The sequence below is a fragment of the Streptomyces prunicolor NBRC 13075 genome, from assembly GCF_000367365.1.
Classification (GTDB): Bacteria; Actinomycetota; Actinomycetes; order Streptomycetales; family Streptomycetaceae; genus Streptomyces; species Streptomyces prunicolor.
The window spans coordinates 26767-48692 of the sequence record NZ_BARF01000136.1; the positions used below are offsets into that span (position 1 = coordinate 26767).

Annotated in this window: 23 protein-coding genes and 2 pseudogenes; 16 read left to right on the forward strand and 9 right to left on the reverse strand. The window is 68.3% G+C overall.

Annotation, left to right across the window (positions count from 1 at the left end):
- The first annotated feature begins 2 nt into the window (after positions 1-2).
- The 5 genes from SPR02S_RS50455 (at position 3) to SPR02S_RS50475 (ending at position 5938) form a co-directional block, all read left to right on the forward strand.
- Complete coding sequence (locus SPR02S_RS50455; protein WP_019064686.1) at positions 3-776, forward strand: hypothetical protein; 774 nt, start codon at positions 3-5, stop codon at positions 774-776.
- A 181-nt stretch (positions 777-957) separates the two neighbouring features.
- Positions 958-2235, forward strand: coding sequence for an EfeM/EfeO family lipoprotein (locus SPR02S_RS50460; protein WP_019064687.1), 1278 nt, complete (start codon positions 958-960; stop codon positions 2233-2235).
- Complete coding sequence (gene efeB, locus SPR02S_RS50465) at positions 2232-3449, forward strand: iron uptake transporter deferrochelatase/peroxidase subunit (protein ID WP_019064688.1); 1218 nt, start codon at positions 2232-2234, stop codon at positions 3447-3449. Before SPR02S_RS50460 ends, efeB begins: the two co-directional genes overlap by 4 nt.
- A 198-nt stretch (positions 3450-3647) precedes the next feature.
- Complete coding sequence (locus tag SPR02S_RS50470) at positions 3648-5528, forward strand: phospholipase C (protein ID WP_026151641.1); 1881 nt, start codon at positions 3648-3650, stop codon at positions 5526-5528.
- A 146-nt stretch (positions 5529-5674) separates the two neighbouring features.
- Positions 5675-5938, forward strand: coding sequence for a NucA/NucB deoxyribonuclease domain-containing protein (locus SPR02S_RS50475; RefSeq protein ID WP_078623251.1), 264 nt, complete (start codon positions 5675-5677; stop codon positions 5936-5938).
- A gap of 43 nt (positions 5939-5981) precedes the next feature.
- On the opposite strand, the gene SPR02S_RS50480 is transcribed toward SPR02S_RS50475, so the two are convergent.
- Together SPR02S_RS50480 and SPR02S_RS62040 are read right to left on the reverse strand one after the other, a co-directional pair.
- A complete protein-coding gene (locus tag SPR02S_RS50480; protein ID WP_026151642.1) occupies positions 5982-6428 on the reverse strand; it encodes a hypothetical protein in 447 nt (148 codons plus the stop codon).
- Between the two features lie 304 nt (positions 6429-6732).
- Positions 6733-7743 carry a hypothetical protein gene (locus SPR02S_RS62040; protein ID WP_086021735.1) on the reverse strand — a complete coding sequence of 337 codons (1011 nt, stop codon included), beginning with the start codon at positions 7741-7743 and terminating at the stop codon, positions 6733-6735.
- Positions 7744-8178: 435 nt separating this feature from the next.
- On the opposite strand from SPR02S_RS62040, the gene SPR02S_RS50485 reads away from it, so the two are divergent.
- The 3 genes from SPR02S_RS50485 (at position 8179) to SPR02S_RS63675 (ending at position 9088) form a co-directional block, all read left to right on the forward strand.
- Positions 8179-8388, forward strand: a complete 210-nt coding sequence (locus SPR02S_RS50485; RefSeq protein WP_019064692.1) for a hypothetical protein — start codon at positions 8179-8181, stop codon at positions 8386-8388.
- A gap of 108 nt (positions 8389-8496) precedes the next feature.
- Positions 8497-8844: a hypothetical protein gene (locus SPR02S_RS59410; protein WP_158698008.1), complete on the forward strand. Its 348-nt coding sequence runs from the start codon at positions 8497-8499 to the stop codon at positions 8842-8844.
- Positions 8831-9088, forward strand: a complete 258-nt coding sequence (locus tag SPR02S_RS63675) for a hypothetical protein (RefSeq protein WP_158698009.1) — start codon at positions 8831-8833, stop codon at positions 9086-9088. The genes SPR02S_RS59410 and SPR02S_RS63675 overlap by 14 nt, the downstream gene beginning before the upstream one ends.
- A 496-nt stretch (positions 9089-9584) precedes the next feature.
- Here SPR02S_RS63675 and SPR02S_RS63680 read toward each other — a convergent pair whose 3' ends face one another.
- Both SPR02S_RS63680 and SPR02S_RS64235 read right to left on the reverse strand, forming a co-directional pair.
- Complete coding sequence (locus tag SPR02S_RS63680; protein WP_158698010.1) at positions 9585-9803, reverse strand: hypothetical protein; 219 nt, start codon at positions 9801-9803, stop codon at positions 9585-9587.
- Between the two features lie 454 nt (positions 9804-10257).
- On the reverse strand, positions 10258-10395 hold the full coding sequence (locus tag SPR02S_RS64235) for a hypothetical protein (protein WP_245607771.1): 138 nt from the start codon (positions 10393-10395) through the stop codon (positions 10258-10260).
- Positions 10396-10643: 248 nt separating this feature from the next.
- On the opposite strand from SPR02S_RS64235, the gene SPR02S_RS58270 reads away from it, so the two are divergent.
- On the forward strand, positions 10644-11456 hold the full coding sequence (locus tag SPR02S_RS58270; RefSeq protein ID WP_245607772.1) for an alpha/beta fold hydrolase: 813 nt from the start codon (positions 10644-10646) through the stop codon (positions 11454-11456).
- A 93-nt stretch (positions 11457-11549) separates the two neighbouring features.
- Positions 11550-12035, forward strand: a complete 486-nt coding sequence (locus tag SPR02S_RS50515; RefSeq protein ID WP_019064697.1) for a CBS domain-containing protein — start codon at positions 11550-11552, stop codon at positions 12033-12035.
- Between the two features lie 11 nt (positions 12036-12046).
- On the opposite strand, the gene SPR02S_RS50520 is transcribed toward SPR02S_RS50515, so the two are convergent.
- Positions 12047-12793 carry a DUF4118 domain-containing protein gene (locus SPR02S_RS50520; RefSeq protein ID WP_019064698.1) on the reverse strand — a complete coding sequence of 249 codons (747 nt, stop codon included), beginning with the start codon at positions 12791-12793 and terminating at the stop codon, positions 12047-12049.
- A gap of 787 nt (positions 12794-13580) precedes the next feature.
- On the opposite strand from SPR02S_RS50520, the gene SPR02S_RS50525 reads away from it, so the two are divergent.
- Together SPR02S_RS50525 and SPR02S_RS61350 are read left to right on the forward strand one after the other, a co-directional pair.
- On the forward strand, positions 13581-14000 hold the full coding sequence (locus tag SPR02S_RS50525; RefSeq protein WP_158698012.1) for a hypothetical protein: 420 nt from the start codon (positions 13581-13583) through the stop codon (positions 13998-14000).
- A 33-nt stretch (positions 14001-14033) separates the two neighbouring features.
- Positions 14034-14378, forward strand: a complete 345-nt coding sequence (locus SPR02S_RS61350; protein WP_245607773.1) for a hypothetical protein — start codon at positions 14034-14036, stop codon at positions 14376-14378.
- A 524-nt stretch (positions 14379-14902) separates the two neighbouring features.
- Here the strand turns inward: SPR02S_RS61350 and SPR02S_RS50530 are convergent.
- From SPR02S_RS50530 to SPR02S_RS50540, 3 genes are all read right to left on the reverse strand, one after another.
- Complete coding sequence (locus SPR02S_RS50530) at positions 14903-15733, reverse strand: glycoside hydrolase domain-containing protein (protein ID WP_019064700.1); 831 nt, start codon at positions 15731-15733, stop codon at positions 14903-14905.
- Positions 15734-15830: 97 nt separating this feature from the next.
- Positions 15831-16004, reverse strand: coding sequence for a hypothetical protein (locus tag SPR02S_RS64240; RefSeq protein ID WP_019064701.1), 174 nt, complete (start codon positions 16002-16004; stop codon positions 15831-15833).
- 103 nt (positions 16005-16107) lie between these two features.
- Positions 16108-16926: an RHS repeat-associated core domain-containing protein gene (locus tag SPR02S_RS50540; RefSeq protein WP_026151644.1), complete on the reverse strand. Its 819-nt coding sequence runs from the start codon at positions 16924-16926 to the stop codon at positions 16108-16110.
- 49 nt (positions 16927-16975) lie between these two features.
- On the opposite strand from SPR02S_RS50540, the gene SPR02S_RS50545 reads away from it, so the two are divergent.
- The 4 genes and pseudogenes from SPR02S_RS50545 (at position 16976) to SPR02S_RS65460 (ending at position 20494) form a co-directional block, all read left to right on the forward strand.
- Positions 16976-18568 carry an ISL3 family transposase gene (locus SPR02S_RS50545; RefSeq protein ID WP_019064702.1) on the forward strand — a complete coding sequence of 531 codons (1593 nt, stop codon included), beginning with the start codon at positions 16976-16978 and terminating at the stop codon, positions 18566-18568.
- Positions 18569-18613: 45 nt separating this feature from the next.
- Positions 18614-19150 (forward strand): annotated as a pseudogene (locus SPR02S_RS50550) (transposase); the annotation flags it as partial.
- A gap of 398 nt (positions 19151-19548) precedes the next feature.
- A complete protein-coding gene (locus SPR02S_RS58275) occupies positions 19549-19866 on the forward strand; it encodes a hypothetical protein (RefSeq protein WP_158698013.1) in 318 nt (105 codons plus the stop codon).
- Between the two features lie 211 nt (positions 19867-20077).
- Positions 20078-20494 (forward strand): hypothetical protein, encoded by a 417-nt coding sequence (locus SPR02S_RS65460; protein WP_019064705.1) that lies wholly within the window; start codon positions 20078-20080, stop codon positions 20492-20494.
- 845 nt (positions 20495-21339) lie between these two features.
- Here the strand turns inward: SPR02S_RS65460 and SPR02S_RS50565 are convergent.
- A pseudogene (locus SPR02S_RS50565) lies at positions 21340-21618 on the reverse strand (transposase family protein); the annotation flags it as partial.
- Between the last annotated feature and the right edge of the window lie 308 nt (positions 21619-21926).

The following is a 21926-nucleotide window of genomic DNA, read 5'->3' on the forward strand; positions in this document are numbered from 1 at the left end:
GCATGGGAAGGGACAACAGCGACGAGGCGTACGTCCTCGATCTGTGCGACGAACTGCTCGGCGAACGCAGCCTGCGCCAGCACCGGTTCGACTGGCTGCTGGGCGACCCGGCGGCGAACGGACGGCGCACCAGGCTGCCGGTCGACGCGTACTGGCCCGGTCAGCACCTCGTGGTCGAGTACCGGGAGATCCAGCACGACCAGCCGGTGCCGCACTTCGACAAGCCCGACCAGCTCACCGTCAGCTGCGTGCACCGCGGGGAGCAGCGCGCACTCTACGACGCCCGCCGCGACACCCTGATCCCGCAGCACGGGATCCGTCTGGCAGTAATCCGGCCCGCCGACCTCGACGCCGGCTCCAGGGGACGCCTTCGCCGAAGCAGACACGCGGACCTGCAGGCGGTACAGACGATCCTCGCACCGGTGAGCGACGAGGACCGCGTCACCGATGCCTTTCGCCGTCATCTGATCGCCGACGGATGGACCGTGGTCACCCCCACGGACCGGTGGACCGACGCCGAGGCCGTACGCGGCGAGGAGCGACTGATCGCCGAAGCGAAGGGCCGCACCCAGGAGAAGGGGATCGACGCCGACATCGGCTACGGCCAGTTGTTGCGCCGGATGACGAGCAAGTCCCTGAACATCCGCTACGCGCTCGTCGTACCGACATCCTCGCTGTGGCATGCGCAGCGCGTCCCAGCCCACATCCGGCGGCTGCTGCGGATCGACCTGTACGAGGTGACCGACGACGGACGGGTGAACCATCACCCCTCCTGACCAGCCCACGGCCGGAACCCGCCATGAGACCGCCATGCTTGTGGACGAGCGGATGAACCACGGGCGAATTCTCGATCGCCGTCCGGTCAGAACCGGGTCAAGAGGCCCGGTCAGGGCCCTGCGACCTGCCTAGGATCAAGAACACCGCCCCCGTTCGTACGACTCCCCCTGGAGGCCCGGCGTGCCCGACACCAAGCGCGGCGCCGAAGCCGAACCCGGTCCGATATCGCCCGCGGATCCGGCACCGGCATCGTCTGCCCCGGCCACCCGCCGCCGTACCGTGCTGCTCGCGGCGGGTGCTCTCGTGGCCGTGGCGGCCGTGGGAGCCGGAGTGCTCGCGGCCCGGGGATCCGGTTCGAGCGCGTGGCCAGCCGCCGCTGCCGACGGGCTCCCGCACACCACCGTCGAGGTCGCGACCTCCGGGTGCGGAAGTGGCTGGACGCACCCGCAGGCCGGTCACCAGGTCTTCGAGCTGCACAACACGTCCAGCACGGCGGCCGAGGTGTATCTGACCGACGCGAAGAGCGGCGCGGTCTACGGCGAGGTCGAGGGGCTCGCGCCGGGGACGGTCCGGCCGCTCGGGGTGACCCTCGGGAACGGCTCGTACGCCTTCAAGTGTCTGCCCGACGACGCGGACGCCGTGACCGGGCCCACCGTGCAGATCAGCGGCTCGAAGGTGAAGAGCGGGCCCGCGGCCACACCGATCACTCAGCAGGAACTCATCCCGCCAACGCTCGCCTATCAGAAGTGGATACAGGGCCGGACGGTCGAACTCGCCCAGAAGACGGACGTGTTGCGGGCCGCCGTCGATCGGGGCGACCTCGCGGCGGCCCGTAAGGCGTGGCTGCCCGCGCATCTCGTGTACGAGCGGATGGGCGCCGCGTACGGCACGTTCGGTGACTCCGACGGGGCGATCAACGGCACCACGGCGGGGCTAGCGGGCGGGGTGCACGACGCCGGGTTCACGGGGTTCCACCGGGTCGAGTACGGGCTGTGGCACGGTGAGTCGGCGAGCGGGCTGCGCGGTCCGGCCGATCAACTCGCGAAGGACGTGCACGCGTTGGAGGGCAGTTGGCCCTCCCAGCGGATGGATCCGGCCGACACCGGTCTGCGCGCGCACGAAATCCTGGAGAACACCGTTCAGTTCGAGCTGACCGGCCGCACCGACTACGGCAGCGGCACCAACCTGGCCACCGCTCGCGCCAATCTCGACGGCACCCGCGTACTGCTCGGGTATCTGCGCCCGCTGTTGAAGACCCGGGACGCGGAATTCGCCGAACTGGGCGACTGGATGGACCGGGCCCAGCACACCCTGGACGGCCTCGACCACTCCGGCAAGTGGACGCCGTTGCCCCAACTCACCCGTCCGCAAAGGGAGAAGGTCGACGCCGACCTCGGTGGACTGGTCGAGCGGCTGGCCGACGTGGCCGCCCTCACGGACGTACGGAGGACCGCGTGAAGCGCGTGAACGAGGTGGGCCGCCGGGGTTTCCTGGCGAGTGCGGCGGCGGTGGCCGGTGCCGGGCTGGTGGCCGCCGACCTGGGTGCGGCCGTAGCCGCGGTGGAGACCGCCGCGAGCGTGCCTTTCCACGGCCTCCATCAGGCCGGGATCGTCACCCCGGCCCAGCGCGCCACGGCGTTCGTCTCCTTCGACACGACGGCCGCCGACCGGACCGAACTGACCGATCTGCTGCGGACGTTGACCGAGCGGGCGCGTTTCCTCACCACCGGCGGCAGCCCGGAGGACCTGGGCATCACCGCCCCGCCCTCCGACTCGGGCACGCTCGGCCCGGACCTCCCCGCCGACCGGCTGAGCGTCACCGTCGGCGTCGGGGCTTCGCTGTTCGACGACCGCTACGGGCTCGCGAAGCTCACCCCGCGCCGGCTGACCGCGATGCCGTCGTTCCCCGACGACGATCTCAACTCCGCCTGGTGTCACGGCGATGTGAGCGTGCAGTTCTGCGCCGACAGCGCGGACACCGTGCTGCACGCGCTGCGCGATGTCACCCGGCACACGCGCGGCGGGCTCCAAGTCCGGTGGCGGACGGACGGGTTCATCAGTCCGCCGCGCCCCTCGGGCACCCCGCGCAACCACCTGGGCTTCAAGGACGGCATCTCCAACCCCGAGGTGACCGACGCGCGCGCGATGAACGACCTCGTCTGGGTGGGCCGGGGCAGCGGCGAGCCCGACTGGACGACCGGCGGCAGCTACCAGGTCGTACGGCTGATACGGATGTTGGTCGAGTTCTGGGACCGGGTCTCCATCACCGAACAGGAGCGGATGTTCGGCCGCGCCCGGGACACCGGCGCCCCGCTGGACGGACACCACGAGAAGGACACACCCAACTTCGCCCAGGACCCGCAGGGCGACGTGATCCCGCTCGACAGCCACATCCGGCTCGCCAACCCGCGCACCACGCAGAGCGCCGACCAGCGCATCCTGCGCCGGGGCTACAACTACGACCGGGGCACGGACAGCAACGGCAACCTCGACATGGGTCTGCTGTTCTGCTGCTACCAGCAGGACCTGGCCCGGCAGTTCGAGAACGTGCAGAAGCGGCTGGCCGGTGAACCGCTGGTCGACTACATCTCGCCCTACGGCGGCGGCTACTTCTTCGCCCTGCCCGGCGTGCGGGACACGTCCGACTGGCTGGGCCGCACACTGCTGACCTGAGACACCGCCGATCTGAGACACGGGTCAAGAACAAGCCAACAAACCATGAGAATCTCCTGACCCGCCGTTCGCCCTGACGTCATTGCCGCTCCCCCGGGCCGCCGCCACCATTGCGCAGGATCCGGCCGTAGATGGCACAAACATCGAATCTGCGGGCCCGGCCCTGGACTTCGATGCTCCCTCGGAAGGCGAGACAGCATGATCGGCACAGGAAGATCCACAGGTGGGCGACGTCAGGTGACGCGCATTGGCGCCTTGCTCGGCGCTGCCGCACTGGCGACCGCTGGCGGGGCCGTCCCCGCGTCGGCGAACTCCGGCGGTCACCACCCCTCCGGCACCCACACCGCGACACCGATCAAGCACGTGGTCGTGATCTACGACGAGAACGTCTCCTTCGACCACTACTTCGCCACCTACCCCAAGGCCGCGAACACCGACGGCACCAAGTTCAAGGCCGCAGCGCACACGCCGAAGGCCGACAACCTGCTCAACGCCGGGCTGCTGAAGAAGAACCCGAACCTCTACACCCCCACGCGGCTGAGCAGCTCGCAGGCCATGACCTGCGACCAGAACCACTCCTACGGCCCCGAGCAGTACGCGGCCGACGGCGGCAAGGCCGACAAGTACGTCGAGAACACCGAGGTCAACAAGTGCACCGGCCTCTTCGGTGAACCCGGCCTGGTCATGGACTACTACGACGGCAACACCGTCACCGGCATGTGGAACTACGCCCAGCAGTACGCCCTCAACGACAAGTCGTTCAGCTCAAACTACGGCCCCTCGACGCCCGGCGCCCTGAACCTCATCTCCGGTCAGACCCACGGCGTGATCTCCGTCGACCCGGCCTCCGGCACCGAGCACCCGAAGCAGACGACGACCCCGGACTCGTACACCGTGGTCTCCCCGAACGCCAAGGGCGTCGGCACGGTCATCAACGACCCCGACCCGGCCTTCGACGACTGCTCGGACAAGGACCACACCGCGACCAGCGCGCTCGCGCAGATGCAGGGCAAGAACATCGGCGACCTGCTCAACTCCAAGAACGTGAGCTGGGGCTGGTTCCAGGGCGGCTTCCGGCCCAGCACCGCCTGGGACGGCAAGAGCACTGACTACGCCAAGTGCGCCGGCACCACCCACACCAACATCGGCGGCGCGGCCTCCGAGGACTACAGCCCGCACCACTCACCGTTCGAGTACTACAAGTCGACGTCCAACCCGCACCACTTGGCGCCGAAGTCCGTCGCCGAGATCGGGCACAACGGCCGGGCGAACCACAACTACGACCTGACCGACTTCGACGCCGCGCTGAAGGCCGACAACCTCCCCGCGGTGAGCTTCCTGAAGGCGGCCGAGTACCAGGACGGGCACGCCGGTTACTCCGACCCCACCGACGAGCAGAACTTCCTGATCAAGGAGATCAACGCCCTTGAGAAGTCGCCCGAGTGGAAGTCGACGGCGGTCGTCCTCGCCTACGACGACTCCGACGGCTGGTACGACCACGTGACCTCCAAGGTGCTCAACGGCTCCAAGGACTCCACGGTCGGCTCCAACAGCAAGGCCACCGACAGCCCCGCCTGCCAGTCCGGTCCGGCCGCCAAGAGCGGCTACGCGGACCGCTGCGGACCGGGCACCCGGCAGCCGCTGCTGGTTATCTCGCCGTACAGCAAGGTCAACAAGATCGACCACACCGCCACCGAGCAGGCATCGATCACGCAGTTCATCGAGGACAACTGGCACACGGGCCGGATCGGTGACGCCTCCTTCGACCAGCGGGCCGGCAGTCTCACCGGCATGTTCGACTTCAAGCACCCCAACAACAAGCAGGTGCTGCTGAACACGAACGGCTCCGTGAAGTCGGTGAAGCGGATTCCGCACTACTCGAAGACGGCCTCGTCCGCGTCCGACCTGGCCGCATACAACCAGGACCTCGCCGCACAGAACGTCTCCTACTCCGGTTCCACCTCCACGAGCCTGCCGATCGCCATCGCGGCCGGCATCCTCACCGCCGGCGCGGCGACCACCGCGTTCGCCCTGCACCGCCGCAAGGCGCGCACCCGGGGTGCGACCACAGCCGTGTGACCCCGCAACACCCCTGCGGACGCCGGGGTCCCTGCTCACGGGCCGGGACCCCGCCGTCCGCGCATACCTTCATCCGGGCAAAGCCCAGAGGCCCGCATCGTGCCGGCCGCCGGGTGGAAGCCTTGGCCGCCAGCAGGTGAACCCTGATGCCGCAGGCGACGTCTGCGAGGCCGATGACCACCAACCACGGCACAGCCTGCCTCGACTGCGAGGAATTCCCCTTCGCCACCACCTATGAAGGCGCCGCACAACACGTCTACGACGCAACCGCGTCGGCGGACAACTTCTCCGCCAAGATGATCGACTCAGCCGAGAACCAGGCAGGCGGAAGCCAACTCGGCGTCTACTACGGGTACAACCGCATCATCGACGGCAGCGACGACACGTTCTACGTCGAGATCACCCCGTAGCGGCGCCCGGGCTGGGTCGGCCGCAGCCGGTGACCCTGCCCGCTCACTGCGTCGCGTCGATGTCCGACTCGGGCCAGAACCGCAGAGTGATCTCCTCGGCCTCCCGCGGTATACGCGTGGCCTTCTGCCGGGACAACGCACGGGCCTGCTCACGCCCGGAACAGCGGGCGTCGAGCCGGTACGTACCCGCTCCCTGCGGCAGTGCGAATGTGTCGGGGGTACGACCCATCATCTCCCAGACGGCCATCTCCCCACTCGGAACCGCGAGCGTCCCCGACGCCACCGCGTCCCACGCGCCTTCCTCCGATGCTCCCGGATCACCGGACCAGCACTCGACATGCAGCCTCACGTACTGCGTGTGCACCCCGGTCGTGATATCCAGCCGGCCCGGAAGCGCGGTCACGAGATCGCCGCTCGCGCCCCCGTCGGGGAACAGCGAGGGGAGAGCTGCCTCGTCAGTGTCCTGGATGCCGAAGAGATAGAACGACACCGGAACAACGAAACTGTGGTCCCCGCATAACCGGCTCATCGCTTCTCCCAATTCCGATTTCCGAACAGTTCGGTGCAGCCTACCGATAGTTCGTTAAACCCTGCGGTAGAGGTCAAGGGGTCTGCCTGCGGTGACCGCATCGAGGAGGGCTTGGAGTCCGGGCGGCGGGTCCTGACCTGTCCATACTGGCCACCAACGGCGCAGGGTCATGGCCGGGGTGAGCCAGGAGCGGACGTGCGGTTGGAGTGAAGTGCTGAACTGGTAGGTTGTCCCGCCTCAATGAGCCGTGACGCGCAAGCGTCAGCTACGGCATATTCAGACGTTGCCGAGACTGGGCCAGCACCAATGGAGCTGCCATAACTGCTTGGCAGGACAGGTAATATACGAACATGACGGCGGCGCAGCCCAGCAGTGTAGCCACTGTCGACAAGTTTGCCTGATCGTTCTTTGCCCCAGCCGCCCACATCGCAGCCGAGATGGCTGCACCGAGGAGGCCGAATATCGCGAAGACAAAAGGCAGGCCGCCAAACAGAAATGCCAGAGAGTCGGCTTTGACGCCTCTTCTTGCCTTGCGGTAGGCAGAGATTATGCAAAGAACTCCCAGAGCCAGAATGCCGACAGATATCGGCGTCTTGTCACCCAAGACAGTCGCAATCCCTTGCCTGCGTGCGAACTCGGCGGGGGGTATGTCTGGTCCGACTTTGGCATCGATGGAAATAATCACCCCAAGAACGTAGTCGCTGACCAACCACACAACTTGCAAGAGGAGGACTGCTAGGTAGGCAGCCGCCACAGCACCCGCGCTCGACGGCTTGATTTCCTGAAACTCTCGGACCCTGTGTCGCGCCGTAACAGCAAAGGACAGTACTGAACGGCCCGTATCACGCCAACCGAGGGCGCTGATAACAACGCTGTAAGTGATAACGACGAGGCTACCTGGGCCAAAGAACCAGGCAAGTGCCGCTGTAATGAGATCTTGTGCAGAACCGTAGTCAGACAGATGCACGACCGCTGCCATTCTCTCGGCTGATGAAAAGGCTGGCGTATTTTCTGTTGGTGGGACCCCGCATACTGGCCTGGGATGGAACGCGGATGCCTGATGCGAGCCGAAGAACGACGGATCACTTGATCGCACCCAATTTGGCCGTTGTCGGGCTGCAAGAACCCACGGGATATCTGTGATCGCCAGTGGATCCTGCTCGGCCTGGACCTCCTGGTGCTGCTTGGCCAACTCCTCAACAAGGGCGTCCAGTTCGCCCCGGCGGGCGGTGATCCACTGCCGCTCCTGCCCTCCCGCGTTCTCCCGGCGTCCCAACCTGCTGACGGATCGTAGGCGGGGCCGGTCGTGGGCGCAGCCGAACCCGGCATCCTGCCGGAGCCGTACCTGCCCGATGATCTACGCCATGGACATCGGCCACCGACCGGCACGAGTACCCAACTCGCCCTTCACACCAGACCCGTGACCTGCGACTTCACGATGCACACCGCCCAGAGAGCGTCCCCGTCATCCCTCCTCGTCGCCCCTGGCCCACGGCGTCGCTTGCGCACCAAGCACTCACACCGCCGACGGCCGCTTCGGCCGGTCCGGGGTTCGGGACCACGGACCTTGGCAGAGCGCGCGGCTGCTCCCCGCCGTCAAGGCGCGGAGCATCGGTCCCAGGCCGACGGCGAGTTGTCAGCGACGTACCACGGGACGGCCTCGTTGCCTCCCGCCCCAGCGCCGTGGCTGTCGGCGCCATAAGCTCCCGCCATGAAATCCGTCATCACGGCCATCGACGAAGTGCCGCCGGACAGCGACCGCAAGTGCAGCATGCACACCGCGCCGAGCCCGCATTGCAGCGGCCCGGTCGTGGCCGTCGTGACGTTCGACGACGCCGGCGGCAAGGACAACCACTGGAACGTGTGCCGCTGGTGGCTCGCCAACACCCCTACCGCGATCGCCTTCCAGCAGGAACACTGACTGGGACGGGTCAGCGCCTACGACCGGCTGCCCACAGGGCTTCCTTCGTTCGTCGGCAGGCTCGACCTGGTAACCCGGGCGCAGGCTCTGCTGAACGCCGGCAGAGAAGTGTCCGCACTGGCGATGGAAGGCATGGCGGGCGTCGGCAAGACGTCACTGGCCCTGCACATCGCCCACAGGTGTCTCGCCGAGGAACGCACCGACGTGCCCGTTCTGTTCGCGAACCTGCGAGGCTCCACACCGCAGGGACCTCCCGCCGATCCGACGGCAGTGTTGGAGACCTTCCTGCGGCTGCTCGGCGTCAGCGGAGACCGCATCCCGTACGGGCTGGACGCACGAACGGCTCTCTACCGCCAACTGCTGGCGGAAACCGGTGCGCTGATCGTCCTGGACGACGCGGCGAGCACGGACAGCTGCGGCCTCTCCTGCCCGGGATCCACGGATGCCGCACGCTGATCACCAGCCGACACGCCCTCACCGGCCTCCGCGGAACCACCCGGCTGCCGGTGCCGCTGATCCGGGCGACTCCCTGGAGCTGCTGCGGGCCACGGCGGGAGCCGAACACGTCGACCCGGATATCCCGGCCGTTCAGCAGATCGCGGACCTGCTGGGGCACCTCCCGCTGGCCCTGTCAGCCATCGGCCGCCACATGCGAGCCCATCCGACCTGGGGGCTCGGGACTACTACCGCGAACCCCTGATCACCCTGGCCCTGGAGGACGGCGTACGAGCCGCGTTGGCCGCCTCCGACGCACGGCTGCCGAAGGGTACGCGTCGGCTACTGCGCCTGCTGACGCTCCATCCGCCGCAGGAACTGGACGGCGCCACCGCCACCGCGCTCCTCGGGGATACGTCCACCACCGCCGAGTGTCACCTCGCCACCCTGGACGAACCGGCAACCCGCATCCGACAGGCCCTGGGCCGCTTATCGGAACACAGCCGCAGCCGCGGTACCTCCATGCGGCTCGGGACCCGGACCATCCGTGGATCCCGCTTGCCCATGCCCTGGCAGCACACCGACCTAGACGAAGACCGACTGCCGACGCGGCCGCCACTCGCAGCCTGACGGGCCTCCACGGCGTCGCTTCCCACGACACCACCATCCAGACCAGTAGCGAGTCCTGACCGCCTCACCTCTTCCAAGGCCCAGACGCCGGCGACGGCTGAAGAGGCAGGCAGCCTGAACGCCGTCCGGTGTTAGCCGGTCCCGGAGGTGGTGCGGAGCCGTGTGATGGCCTGCCGCAGTTCGTTGAAGGCGCGGTCTTCCTCCCGCGGGTCGGCGCGGGAGGAGGCTAGGACACTGTCACGCGCACCACGGACGCGGGCATAGACATCGAAGCAGGTGAGGACCTCTTGGATCACCACCTCCTGCGGCGTGGGGAAAGGTGTGGAGGAGGGGCCGTTTCGGAGTGACATGGCCGGACTCTTATCTCATTGCGAGGCTACGAATCGGGAAGAAGCAGTGTGTCCATCAGACGCTGCGGGGCGAAGCGCGGGCGATGACGAACCGCATATGGGACCGGCTGCAGGGCGCTGGTCTCCGGGGCAATACAGGGACCTTGCCGGGGCCTGCTTCCACGACGCTGGGGGCCCGGGCTAAGGCTCTCAGGAGTTCTCGCCGGGCACGATGAGTATCACCGGCAGTCAACTTGCCCCGCAGCCGGACGACCGCACGAGAGCGTGCAGGGAGCGTGAGCGGCACAGCAAGCCTTTCGGGCACGGACTGACACGTCGCCGACCAGGCTTCCCGGCACACCACCCACCCCCGAGCAGCGAGGTGAGCTGTCGTCACCCTACGCGCCGCCAGGGCCACCAGCACAGTCCTGGGCCGCTGCCTCAGTCGTTCCGCCCTGCCGTACGCATCACGCCGTCACTCCGCCTCGGCGCGCGCCTCGACGTCTTCGATGCCGGTGGGGCGGCCGGCCCGCGTCCACCGCACGTACAGGCCAGCCGCGATCAGGAGGGTGGCCGCCAGGGACAGCATCGGCCATCCGCGCAGCAAGTTCACCGCGAGGGTGCAAGGCATTAGGGATGCATCATGATTCCTCGCCGGGCGCCGCCCGTGGCCAGGGACGACGGCCGACGCGACACGGCTGCCAGGTAGCCAGCCGATCCGGGCCGCTTGACGGCCCCCTGTACGCCGATGCCAGCCTGGTTCCGAGACCGGCCTGCAGGGCTACGCTGCCGACGTGGCCTCCGTCTATCGCGGCCCCAAGTGCCGTCAGCAGATGCGGGACTGGTGTCTCGCGCGACTCGATGAGTGGGGCGTGCCGCACCACCGACGGGAGATCTCGACGGCAGCCGGAGCCACCAGCGTCGTCACGGTTGGCCCGGACCCGGCAGCCGCGTCGCGGACGGTGGTGCTGGTGCCCGGTACGAACACGAACGGTGCCGTCTACCGGCACGTCGCCCAGGCGCTGCGCCCGGTGGCCCACGGTGGTGCTCGACGTACCCGGGCAGCCCGGGCTGAGCGCGGACATCCGTCCGCGGCGGGGGCGGTCGGCGTGGTATGGGCAGTGGCTCACTGAGGCACTGGAGCAGACGGTGCCGGGCAAGGCCCTGGTCGTCGGGCATTCGCTAGGCGGAGCCATCGTGCTCGCCTCCGCCTCCCCGCGGATCGCCGGGCGGATCGTGCTCTCCAGCGCCGGGCTCGTGCGGCTGCTCCTCCCGCCGGCCGTCATGGTCAGGACCGTGCCGTGGCTGACCCGGCCGACCGTGCCGCGGACGGCCCGAATGCTGCGGCCCATGGTGGCTCCCGGTGGCCGCGTGCCGGATGAACTGGCCGAGTGGATGTGCCTGGTCGCCCGCTGCTGCCACAGCAGCCTCGCCCCTCCCCCGCTGCCTCCGGCGCTGCTGGCCGAGCGCCGGACGGTGCCCTGTCTCGTGGCCACCGGCCGCTACGACGTCTTCCTGCCGCCGCGGCGAATGGGCCCGGCCGCCCAGCGGCACCTGGGCACTCGGTTGCACGTCCTGGACGGCTCGGGGCATCTGCTGCTGGACGAGGCGCCCGACGAGATCGTCGCGCTGGTGGAGCGGGCCCTGGCCGCGTCAAGCGGGGACGGCGCATAGGCTGCGCATGTTTCCCTTCGATGACCTGGCGCCGGGGCGGGAGACGTACGACGCTGGGCGCGAGGACGTTGTGAGGCAGACGAAGAGCCGACCGTGCGCGCACGTGACCTGGCGGTGGAGTACGAGTCGGTGAGCGTCGACAGCGACGCCCTGGATGCGGCCCGGCTGATGGCCGAGGACAAGCTGCCCGGGCTGCTCGTCCTCGGCGAGGGCGGGGAGCCGAAGGCCATCCTGCCGGCCTCCCAGATGATCAAAGTGCCGGTTCCCGTCTACGTCATTGAGAACCCCACGCTCGGCGCGGTGGTCGACGAGCAGCACGCCGACCGGCTGTGCCAGGCGCTGGCTGGCCGCCGCGTCGTCAACTGTCTCTCCAAGACGGCGGCCCCGCCGCCGATCGCCGACCCGGACGACACCGCCCTGGAGGTCGCCGCGCTGATGGCGCAGGTGCGCAGTCCCCTGCCGTCGGTCGCGGAGAAGACCAAGGACGGCACGCACCTTCTCAGCGTCATCGCCGCCTCCCACCTGTTGCACGAACTCCTGGGGAAGGCGGGCACGTTGAGCAGCACGCCGGGCGCCTGAAACCTGTCGGGTCAGCGGTCGAGCACCGGCCCCGCAGTGTCCAGCGCCGAACCGACGTGATCGGCCAGGCTCACGGCGACCAGGCGTGTCTGCAGAGGCGGCGGTGCCGCGCCGGATTCCGGCACCAGCATGAACCGGCCGAGGTAACGGCCGCCCACCGAGGCCCGCAGTTCGATCTCCTCACCGGGCCAGCCGTCCTTCTCCAGATTCCAGGACGCCCGGCCGACGGTCACCGAGCCGTCCTGTTCCAGGCGAGGGTGCCGTCCGAGCAGCGTCCCGTGCTCGAAGCGGCAGCTGCGCAGTCCCAGGATCTCGACGAGCTGCTGGGACACCTGATCGACCACGGCATACGAGGCCCCTGCCTGGACCAGGCTCGCCGTGTCGTGGATCCGTGCTAGGAGAGCCGCGTCGGTGACGGTGACCAGCTTCAACGTACGGGCGCGGGCGGCCAGTTGGGAAACGGCCACGCCTACCGCCAACAGCAGCAGCATGGTGGTGATGTCGTCGCCGTGCGAGATGGTGAACCGCTGGTAGGGGCGGGTGAGGAAGAAGTCGAACCAGGCCGCGGCCGACAGCGCTGCCAGCACCCCGGCGGCCCGGCTGCCCAGGGCCGCGACCGCCACGACGACCACGACGACCATCAGGGCCAGGTTCGCGGACGTCATGTGCGTACGGAACGGTGCCAGGGCGAGCGCGACGACGAGCGGGGCGAGCAGGGCAGCCACCAGGGCGATCCGGTCACGCAGCGGCATCCGCATGGTCCACCACCTCACGGGAGCGAGGAGCAGCCCCTTGCCCAAAGGGCCGCTCATAAAGGGGTCGACGCGACAACACGGTCGACAAGGCAAGAATCCCGCTGCCGCACCCACCCCGGTACTGGGACGGACACGCTCTTGATGCAATCCTGACGCCCCTCTCACCACGGTGGACGTGCTTCAAGATCACCAGCAGGGGGCTCAAGGCGTTACACGGGTCCCACCGGTCCCTGAGGCTGGGCCACGACGGCATCCCGCCGTTCCTCACGCGATGCATGGACGTCCAGACGATGAGCGCCCCGGCGCCAGTTGCAGCGATCAGCGCCGTGGGACCTGCCGGCCACCTCCCCCCGTCCACAGGATGCGGCGCCCGTGGCGTTGGTGATCGCGTCCAGGTCGCCGCTGCCGCCTTGGACAGTCCTATGGGCTGTCCTCCTCCGGCATCCCCCTCGCCCAGTCGTGCATCCTGGTCTGGAACCGTCCCCCGGGCAACCTCAAGACCGGATGGCAGTACTTCTACTGGGACGGCACCCAGTGGGGCGTGTGCCGGCAGCTCATGGGCGCCCAGAACCCCGACGGCACCTGGAGTGGCTACGCCAACACCACCGAGACCTCCAGGATGGAACTCACCTACGGCTTCGGGGTCTACCTCCTCCCGGCGGCGGCTGCTACGCCACCAAGGCCGGGTCCACCGTCTACTACGGCGGCACCTGGTACGGGGACAACGTTCCGATCTGGTCCGGACAGCACTTCATCGAGCCGTAGCCTGCAAGGACTGGAGACACCACGCATGAAGAAGACATGTGTATCCCTGGCTGTGGGAGCGGTGGCCGGGGTGCTGCTGCTGGGTGCTCTGGCGGCGAACGCCTCCGCCGATGAGGCACCCCGCTCTGGCGTCAGCGGGCAGGCCGAGAAGGCCGCGGTGCCGCCGGCGCCGCCCACCCCGGAGTGGGTCAACCCCGACGGCACGGTGGACGAGTCCAAGATGCCCGAAGAGCTGCCGCTGATCGGGGCGGACGGCAAGGTGGTCAAGGACGCAGACGGCAAGACCCTCATGGTCAAGACGCGCGTCAAGATCGCGCAGTCCGGTGCGCCCCAGGCGCCCTTAGCCGGTCCCAGGGCCGGGGAGAAGCGGTCCACCAGCACGGACGCAGAAGGCCGTAAGACGGAGACCGTCGAGGTCGAGGCGTCCGTTCCGCCCGCGCACTGACCTGACGGAGACGCCGGAGAAGAAGGGCACCGTATGAGCAGGCTGCTGGAAGCGGTGTGCGCGCTGACCGTGGGCGTCCTCGTTGCGCTCCTTGTATGGGGTGCTGACCCTGGCGCCGTGCGGGTGGCGTGGCGGGACGGCCAGCTGAGCGGTGTGACGGTCGTGTTCGTGGCGGCGTGTGCGCTGTGGCTGGTGCTGTGGCGCAGGCGTACCGGGCGCGGCTGGCCGGCATGGCCGCTTGTGGTGCTGCTGTGCGGTGCGGCTGTTGCACTGGTCGTGGCGGCCATGCCGGTTGACCGGCGCAGACAGGCAGGCGGGGCTTCCCGTTCTTGTGGGCGGGGATCCCCACTGGCGTTTTCGGGCTGGGACTGCTGGTAAGGATCTTGGCAAAAAGGGCAAGGGATCCCTGCTTGACGGCCGCTGTGTCGCTGATCTAGTCCGATCCCGGGACGTCACACCTGTGATCACAGGGCTGCCCGGAACCGGTCCCTTACGCGAAGCCAGAAGTATCGAGCACGGCGCTGGAGGCCGTGCGGGCACCCGTCGAGCACAGCTTCACCCACCACACGGCGTTCGTAGCCGCGGGCGAGGCGTCGGTGGTGCATGAGTCAGCCGAAGCGGGCAGACGACTTTCTCGCCTTGGCGCGGCCCCGACCACCCGGCTCGGGTTCCAGGAGCGTTCCAATGCCCAGCCCCCTGAGGGCTGTTGCGATGACCAAGCCGCGCCGGACAACAGGGCCAGCACAGGGCGCTAAACCCAGACGAACGGCGGGGACGTGCGGCGCCGGTCATGTGTCGGACTGGAGGCCAAGGCCCGCCAGGCGCCACCTCGAAACCGTCACCAGGGGCTACGGGGCCAGTCAAGTCCACATGGCCGGCGGCGCTGCACGGCGGCACGCAAGTCAGCCGATGATGGCGACCGGGGCGTCCCAGGCATTGCGGTCGACGTTGATGGTGTAGCCGCCGCGGGTCTCCTTGCTGTTGGCCTTGTACTGGTGGCCGCGGCTGTGGTCGGTGTACAGCTTCGGGTCCCAGGGCCAGTCCTTGGTGGTGGTCTCCTGGCCGTTCCACAGGGCGTACCAGAGGTTGCCGGGCAGGTCCGTGCGGTTCTTGGCGGTGGCGATCGCCTTGGCACTGGAGCTGCTGAAGCCGTAGAGGCCCGCGCGGTAGGTCCTGGCGCGCAGGGTTTTGGTGAAGGACCGCACGTAGGTGAGGGTGGCGTCGTTGCATGCCTTGTCGGCGATGTCGTACGACTCCATGTTGAGGTAGATCGGACTGCCGGGCTTCATGCCGAGCGCCGACGCCTTGGCTACCGCGTCGTTGGCATTGGCAGCGCCTACCGAGGCGGCGGTGGCCGCGGTGAACCTCTCCTTGTTGAGGCTCTTCTGGCAGGGCGGCTGTGCGCCGACGTACAAGGGGATGATCCGCCAGCCGAGGGTGTCGACCGACTTCACCCAGGACTTGGTGAGGTTGGGCTGGGCGCAACCCCGGTTCTTGCCGCCGATGTAGACGGCGACGCCGCTGTAGTAGGCGTCCTTCTTCCACGCCTTCATCGCGCTGAGCGAGGGCGCCGTACAGGCGTCGAAGGCCCGGCCGGTGAAGGTCCTCTGCGCGGGCCACGTTGTGGCGGCCATCGAGGTCTGCGCCGCGATCCCGGCGCCGGACACGACGACGATGCCGGTCGTCGCCAGGGCGATGTAGCGGCCCTTTCTGGACAGCCGATGCTTCGGCATTTCCCCACCTCACAAGTATTCAACCGGCCAGGGTTGTTGCAGCCCAGGCGGATAACGAAAAGAGAAATCGGTGCGCTTTATGACGGCCGATCAGCGTTCAGCTTGCGGAGTTGCGGCCGATGAACCATACGGCCGCTCCTGCGACGACAGCGGCGAGGCCCAGCAGCAGGACAGGAAGGCCCGGGCCGGGAAGAACGTACATCGCTGCTCCGGCCACTGTGAGAGCGACGCCGATCGACATCACCAGGACGCCGACGCGGGACTGGGACATGCTTATTGCTCCTTGGTTTTCACTGTTGAGAGGTGCTCGAGAAGTCAGGGCGGCTGCCCGGGCCGCTTCTCAGCGGCCCGGGCAGCCTGGGATGTACCGGGGGTCAGTATCCCCAGTAGATCTTCGACGAGTAGACGTAGGTTCGCCGGTAGGTGGTCCACCAGGACGACGTCTCGGAGAACCGGAAGTTGGTGTATGTCTTCCGGTAGGTGATCCGGTCCTGGTACTGGGTGGTGTAGACGGACACCCATTCGGCCAGGACCTTTTCGCGGCTCCACGACAGGAGGGTGCAGCGGACACCGCGCTGGGTGCGCCAGCGCCACCGCTCCTTCCAGCCCACGATCGCCAGGGGCGTCCAGTCGGCGAGCGCGTCCCACATCCAGGAGTACTTCTTGGTGCGCCAGCTGGTGTAGGACCACTTACCGGACCAGGTGATCTTGATGTCGCTTCGCCAGCCGGTCCACGCGTACCACGGGATCTTGCAGGGCAGGCAGCCAGAGACGTCCTCTGCGTTGACCGGGTCGGCGCAGACGTAGTCGTAGTTGCTGCAGCTGCCGCCGGCGACCGGATCGGTCTGCAGGAACCGGCCGGAGGCCGGGTCGTACAGGCGCACGCCCATGAGCACGAGCTTGCCGAGGGTGTCGGCGGAGCGCTGTTCGCCGCCGAAGAACCCGTAGCGGGCCTGCTCGGTGCTGGTGCGCTTGCCGAACTCGTCCGTGGTCAGGGCCGTGGGGGCCTTGGAGGTGTCGAGCGGGAGTGCGAGGGAGACGTCGTTGTGCAGGTCGACGAGTTGCAGGACGACGTCACCGGTCTTGCTGGTGGTGGCACCGAGGCTGCGTCCGGCGGATTCCACGTTGCGGGTGATGGCCCCGGTGGTGGTGTTCTCGACGATCCAGGTCGGCTTGTCGCTGGGCTCAGTCAAGATTTCCGTGACGGGGTGACGGAGTGTCATTCCGGTGGCATGGTCTGCCGTGTGTGATGACTTGCTGGGCATCGCGTTCCCGCACCTGGAGAAGGTGCTGGTGGAACACGTGTGGGTGGAGGACGGCGTGGTGCGGGTCAAGGCCCGCACTCTGGACGGTTCGCTTCCATGTCCGTCGTGCGGTCTTTGCTCCTACCGCGTCCACAGCCGGTATGAGAGACACCTGGCGGACGCCGCCGTGGGCGGGTGTCCGGTGGTCGTCGACCTGTCAGTGCGGCGGCTGTTCTGCGATGTCACTGATTGTGCGCGTCGTACTTTTGCCGAACAGGTCGAGGGCCTGACCGTCCGCTACGGACGTCGCACTGTGGTGCTGGTGGCCCTGGTGCAGGCGATTGCCCTGGCACTTGCCGGCCGGGCAGGCGCCCGGCTTGCCGCGGTACTCCACATCGTCGTCAGCAGAGTGACGCTGTTGAACGTACTGACGGCGCTGCCCGACCCGTGCCCTCCCTCACCTCGGGTGCTCGGGGTGGACGACTTCGCCACCCGACGTGGGCGCAGATACGGGACGGTGCTGGTCGACATCGAGTCCCATGCCGTCCTCGACCTGCTGCCCGGCAGGGAGAAGGAACCCGTGGCTGCCTGGCTGGCCGGACACCCGGGCATCGAGGTGATCTGCCGGGACCGGGCCGGCGCCTACGCCGAGGCGGCCCGTGCCGGCGCTCCGAACGCGCTGCAGGTCGCCGACCGGTGGCATTTATGGGACAACCTGGCCACCGCTGTCGAGCGCACTGTGATCGCCCACCGTGTTTGTCTGCAAGCACCCGAGGTGGGCACCTTTTCGGCCCGGCGCATGGCCGTGGCTCCTCCCTCGACGCTCAGTCCGGACACCGGCGCAGAGAAGTGGCTGGTCACCCGGACCCGGGAGCGGCACAAGGCGGTTCACCGACTGCTGGCCCGCGGATGGACGATCAGCGCCATCGCACGGGAGTTGGGCCTTGCCCGGCACACCGCGGAACGCTATGCACACTGCACGAACCTCGACGGCCTCATCGAGGGCGCCCTTCGCACCACACGCCTGGACGACTACAAGCCTTACCTGGTCCGGCGCTGGAACGAAGGGTGCACCGATGCCGCCCGTCTCTTCCGGGAGATCCAGACTCAGGGCTACCCGGGACGAACCCCGCAAGCGGTGCGACGCTATCTCCGGCCGCTTCGCACCGGCCTCGGCTCCATCCGGTCGCCGGCCCCCGTGCTCAAACCGCAGCAGATCACCAACTGGATCATGTGGAACCCCCAGCATCTGCGCGATGACGAAGAACGCCAGCTGGGTGAAGTACTCATCCGGTGCCCGGAGTTGACTGCCGTCCGAGGCCACGTGCACGCCTTCGCACGCATGGTCTGCGACCTCGGTGGAAACAACCTGCCGGCCTGGAGGAACGCCGTCCACGCCGATGACCTCCCCGCCCTGCACGCCTTCGCCGACAGGCTCCAGCGTGATCACCAGGCTGTCACCGCGGGACTTACGCTGCCCTGGAACTCCGGCCCTGTCGAAGGCCACGTCAACCGGATCAAGATGCTGAAACGACAGATGTATGGGAGAGCCGGATTCGCACTACTCCGCAAACGAGTCCTCCTCGCTTGACCCCAACCACACTCCGTCACCCCGTCACGGAAATCTTGACTGAGCCAGGGTCTGAGGCCGCCGAAAGGACGCACCTGGGGCCGCCGTGGCCACACACCTGTCGTGAAGGTCACCGCCCAGGGCACCAAACGCGTCTCGATGGCCGCCCTGATCTGCATCAGGGCCGGACACCGGCCACGGCTGATCTACCGCGTCCACCTCGACCGCGGCCCCGCGAAGGGCCGGCGCAAGGGCTTCACCGAGACCGACTACGCCCGCCTTCTGGATGGCGCACACCAGCAGCTCGGCGGTCCCATTGTCTTGGTCTGGGACAACCTGAACACGCACGTCAGCCGCACCATGCGACGGCTGATCGCCGCCCGGTTGTGGCTGACCGTCTACCAGCTGCCGCCGTACGCTCCGGAGTTCAACCCGGTCGAGGGCGTGTGGTCACACCTGAAGAGATCGCTGGCCAACCTCACCAAACACAGCCTCGACCAGCTCACCGCACTGGTCAGGACCCGGCTGAAACGGATGCAGTACCGGCCCCACCTCATCGAAGGGCTCATCGCCAAAACCGGACTCGACCTCCAACCGCCGTAACCCCAGCCATTGAAGATCTCTAGCAGCATCTCCTGATTGTTCCCACAGCGCAGAGCGCCCACGTGCCAACAGGCCACGCGCCAACTCGCCGCCAGGTGCGGCCCGGACCGGCAGACAGAGCGTGTACGCGAAGTGGCAACCCCGCTGTCCCAGTGCACCTCGGCCGCGCCCGACGCCATGCCTCCCGATGCCTTCGACCGCGTCCGCCCCGTCGTGGGGATGCGGATCTCCCTCGCGGACCAGAGGCGCCACCCAGTGGGCATCGCACTGGGCCCGATATCCACCGGCTCGGCCGGCAGCACGCACTGGGCAGCGATGTCAGGGCGTAAACACCGCCCTTCACGGAACTCGCACGGCACACGTCGGAGATGGGGAGATGGTTCGTGGAGGTGGTGGCCGTGGACGGATCCCGGCTGTCCCCACGTGAACAGCAGATCCTGGACGAGATCGAGAACACTCTGAGCAAGGACGAGCGCTTGGAACGGGAGCTGCGCACGCTGCACCTGAGCGTGGCGGCGAAGTGTGTGGAAGAGATGCACCGGATGCGTACGGCGGTGCTCCCCGTGCTGGCGCTCGGCTCGGGGCCCCTGCCGGTCATAGCTGCCCGTACGCCGGCGGCGGGGCCCCTCGCCGCCTTCGCCGTGACGTGTGCGGCGGCCCTGACCCTGGGTGCCGCCGTCCTGTGCGCGTGGGCCCGCCGCCGCCGGCGGCCGTGACCTCACCGCCCCGTCGGCCGGGGCTGTTGCGCCTCGACCTGTTGCAACAGCATGCTCCGCGCGACGGCCTCCCCCGGGAACCCGGGGGCAATGCGTGGCACGCGTGAGCGGCCGGGGCCGTGGTGTGGTGGAGTCGGCCCCTGCTATCAGCGGGCGTTAGGGGTGGCCCATGGCGGGTAGCCGCAGAGGCAGAGACCGGAGGTGAATCGGCATGCTGTTCCTCGGACTACTTCTGCTGGCCGCGACCGCCGCCTTCACGGGACTGGCGATCTCCGACAATCTCGGCGGCGGACCCCACTACACGGTGTCCGTCCTCGGCAACGACATCGCCACCATGAACACCCTGGCGATCTTCTGCGCCGGCCTGGCCCTGGCCCTGATCTTCTCGCTGGGCCTGTGGATGGCCAGCGGTGGCGCCCTGCGCCGGCGCAGCCGAAGGGTTCGGATGCGCGCGGAACGGGATGCGCTGGCCGCCCGGCTGTCCGAGCGTGAGGCGGCTGCGGGGTCGCCGCCCTCGGCGACCCCAGGCGCAGGGTCGGCAGCGCCCGCGCCTCCGACATCGGCGCCCGAGGAGTCGCCCGCGCCGCACCGGCTCCGCGGCAGGCGGATCCACCTCTTCGGCCACTGAGACAATGCAGCTCTGACCGGCGAACTCCGGGATGCCCGGGGTAGGCATTGGCCGCGGTGGGGGTGGCCCCTACGGCGGGAGCGCCGGCCGGGCACACAGTACGAGCCGGCCGACGCCGCTGGTCATCACAACGGGACCACGGGCGTGCGATAGGCAGTTTGAGACTGTGCTCGAAAGCGCCCCGTAGCGGCGGATCGCCCGCGCCACCCGGGCCTGCGTAATGGGAGGGGCCAAGTCGCGGCCTGATCCCGCTTCTCCGGGGCCACGAGCCGGAGCCGCGCCTATGGCAAGGAGGCGTAGTCGCGCACGACAACGGACGGCGGGCCACCGAGGCCCTCGCCCGCCACCGGACACCCGTGTCGGCGGTTACTCGGTGCGGGCTGGACAGCCGGCTTCACGGTGACTGGTTAGCCCGAGGGCGGCGGGCGCCGAGCTGGGCGGCCACCCGTCGGTGAGCGGCACCGGACGGACGGCCGGGCGCAAGGTGAGCTCGGTGAGTTCCTGCGCGCCGTAGCTGACCAGACCGGTGTGCCGGAGGGTGGGTTGATTTTGATGGCCGCCGTGCGTCGCGCAGTTGCTGCAGCCAGGGACGGTAGGCGTGGACCGGTCGGCAGGCGTCGGCGCCCAGGTCGGTGTCCAGCAGGTTGCCTGGGTCGTGCCGCAGCCGTCGGCAGAGGACCGCGAACCGCGCGACCGGGTCCCCGGTTGGCATCGTCGCCCGGTGTACCGGCAGTGCTCTGGGTATTCGCCTGCTCCCGAGCCAATGACCTGCGCGGACAGCAGCACCAGGAACCACATCACGCGGTAGGCCACCACCTCATGCGGCACGACGAGTTTGATCAAGTGATGCCGAAGGCGGCCAGTTCCTCGGGCGTCGCGTGCCGGCACCACTCCGCCGCCGCGGTGATCGAGTCATGGCCTGCCGCGGTCATCGCGCAGGCCATCAGGGCCGGCAGCGAGGGGAGCCGGCAGCGCACCCCACTGGCGCCCCGAGGATCGGTGAACGACTCGAACTCGGCGACCAGGCTGCGGACTTGATCGCGTACGACACCTCCGGCGAGGGCTTCCAGGCGGGGTGCCGGAAGCGCGGGAGCAACGGAGGGAGATGACGGAGGAACGAACACGGCACCTTCGTGGATCTTGCAGCGTAGAGAACTCCATGATCCACAGGTGCCGTGTTCACCTGCTCCCGGGGACCGCCGCCAAGACCAATTAGCCCAAGCAGGGGCGAACCAGGCAAGCGCCAGAGCCCTGGTGGCGCACCGCCACCCGGACAGGGGAAGGCTGAGCGGTGAGCGCCGACGTATCCGTTATCACCCCCGGATGGACCGTGCAGGCACCGTATCTCCGATGCACGCTCAAACGGGGTCTTGCCCTGCAGTCAACACAGAGTGTCTGGTCAGGAACCGAGAACATCAACTGTGCGAGTCTG

What these genes read in the sequence shown, in the direction of transcription:
- SPR02S_RS50455 (WP_019064686.1), top strand. Translation starts at nt 3, where the DNA reads ATGGGAAGGGACAACAGCGACGAGGCGTACGTCCTCGATCTGTGCGAC.
- SPR02S_RS50470 (WP_026151641.1), top strand. Translation starts at nt 3,648, where the DNA reads ATGATCGGCACAGGAAGATCCACAGGTGGGCGACGTCAGGTGACGCGC.
- SPR02S_RS50475 (WP_078623251.1), top strand. Translation starts at nt 5,675, where the DNA reads ATGCCGCAGGCGACGTCTGCGAGGCCGATGACCACCAACCACGGCACA.
- SPR02S_RS50485 (WP_019064692.1), top strand. Translation starts at nt 8,179, where the DNA reads ATGAAATCCGTCATCACGGCCATCGACGAAGTGCCGCCGGACAGCGAC.
- SPR02S_RS63675 (WP_158698009.1), top strand. Translation starts at nt 8,831, where the DNA reads ATGCCGCACGCTGATCACCAGCCGACACGCCCTCACCGGCCTCCGCGG.
- SPR02S_RS63680 (WP_158698010.1), bottom strand. Translation starts at nt 9,803, where the DNA reads ATGTCACTCCGAAACGGCCCCTCCTCCACACCTTTCCCCACGCCGCAG.
- SPR02S_RS58270 (WP_245607772.1), top strand. Translation starts at nt 10,644, where the DNA reads ATGAGTGGGGCGTGCCGCACCACCGACGGGAGATCTCGACGGCAGCCG.
- SPR02S_RS50520 (WP_019064698.1), bottom strand. Translation starts at nt 12,793, where the DNA reads ATGCGGATGCCGCTGCGTGACCGGATCGCCCTGGTGGCTGCCCTGCTC.
- SPR02S_RS50525 (WP_158698012.1), top strand. Translation starts at nt 13,581, where the DNA reads ATGAAGAAGACATGTGTATCCCTGGCTGTGGGAGCGGTGGCCGGGGTG.
- SPR02S_RS61350 (WP_245607773.1), top strand. Translation starts at nt 14,034, where the DNA reads ATGAGCAGGCTGCTGGAAGCGGTGTGCGCGCTGACCGTGGGCGTCCTC.
- SPR02S_RS50530 (WP_019064700.1), bottom strand. Translation starts at nt 15,733, where the DNA reads ATGCCGAAGCATCGGCTGTCCAGAAAGGGCCGCTACATCGCCCTGGCG.
- SPR02S_RS64240 (WP_019064701.1), bottom strand. Translation starts at nt 16,004, where the DNA reads ATGTCCCAGTCCCGCGTCGGCGTCCTGGTGATGTCGATCGGCGTCGCT.
- SPR02S_RS65460 (WP_019064705.1), top strand. Translation starts at nt 20,078, where the DNA reads ATGCTGTTCCTCGGACTACTTCTGCTGGCCGCGACCGCCGCCTTCACG.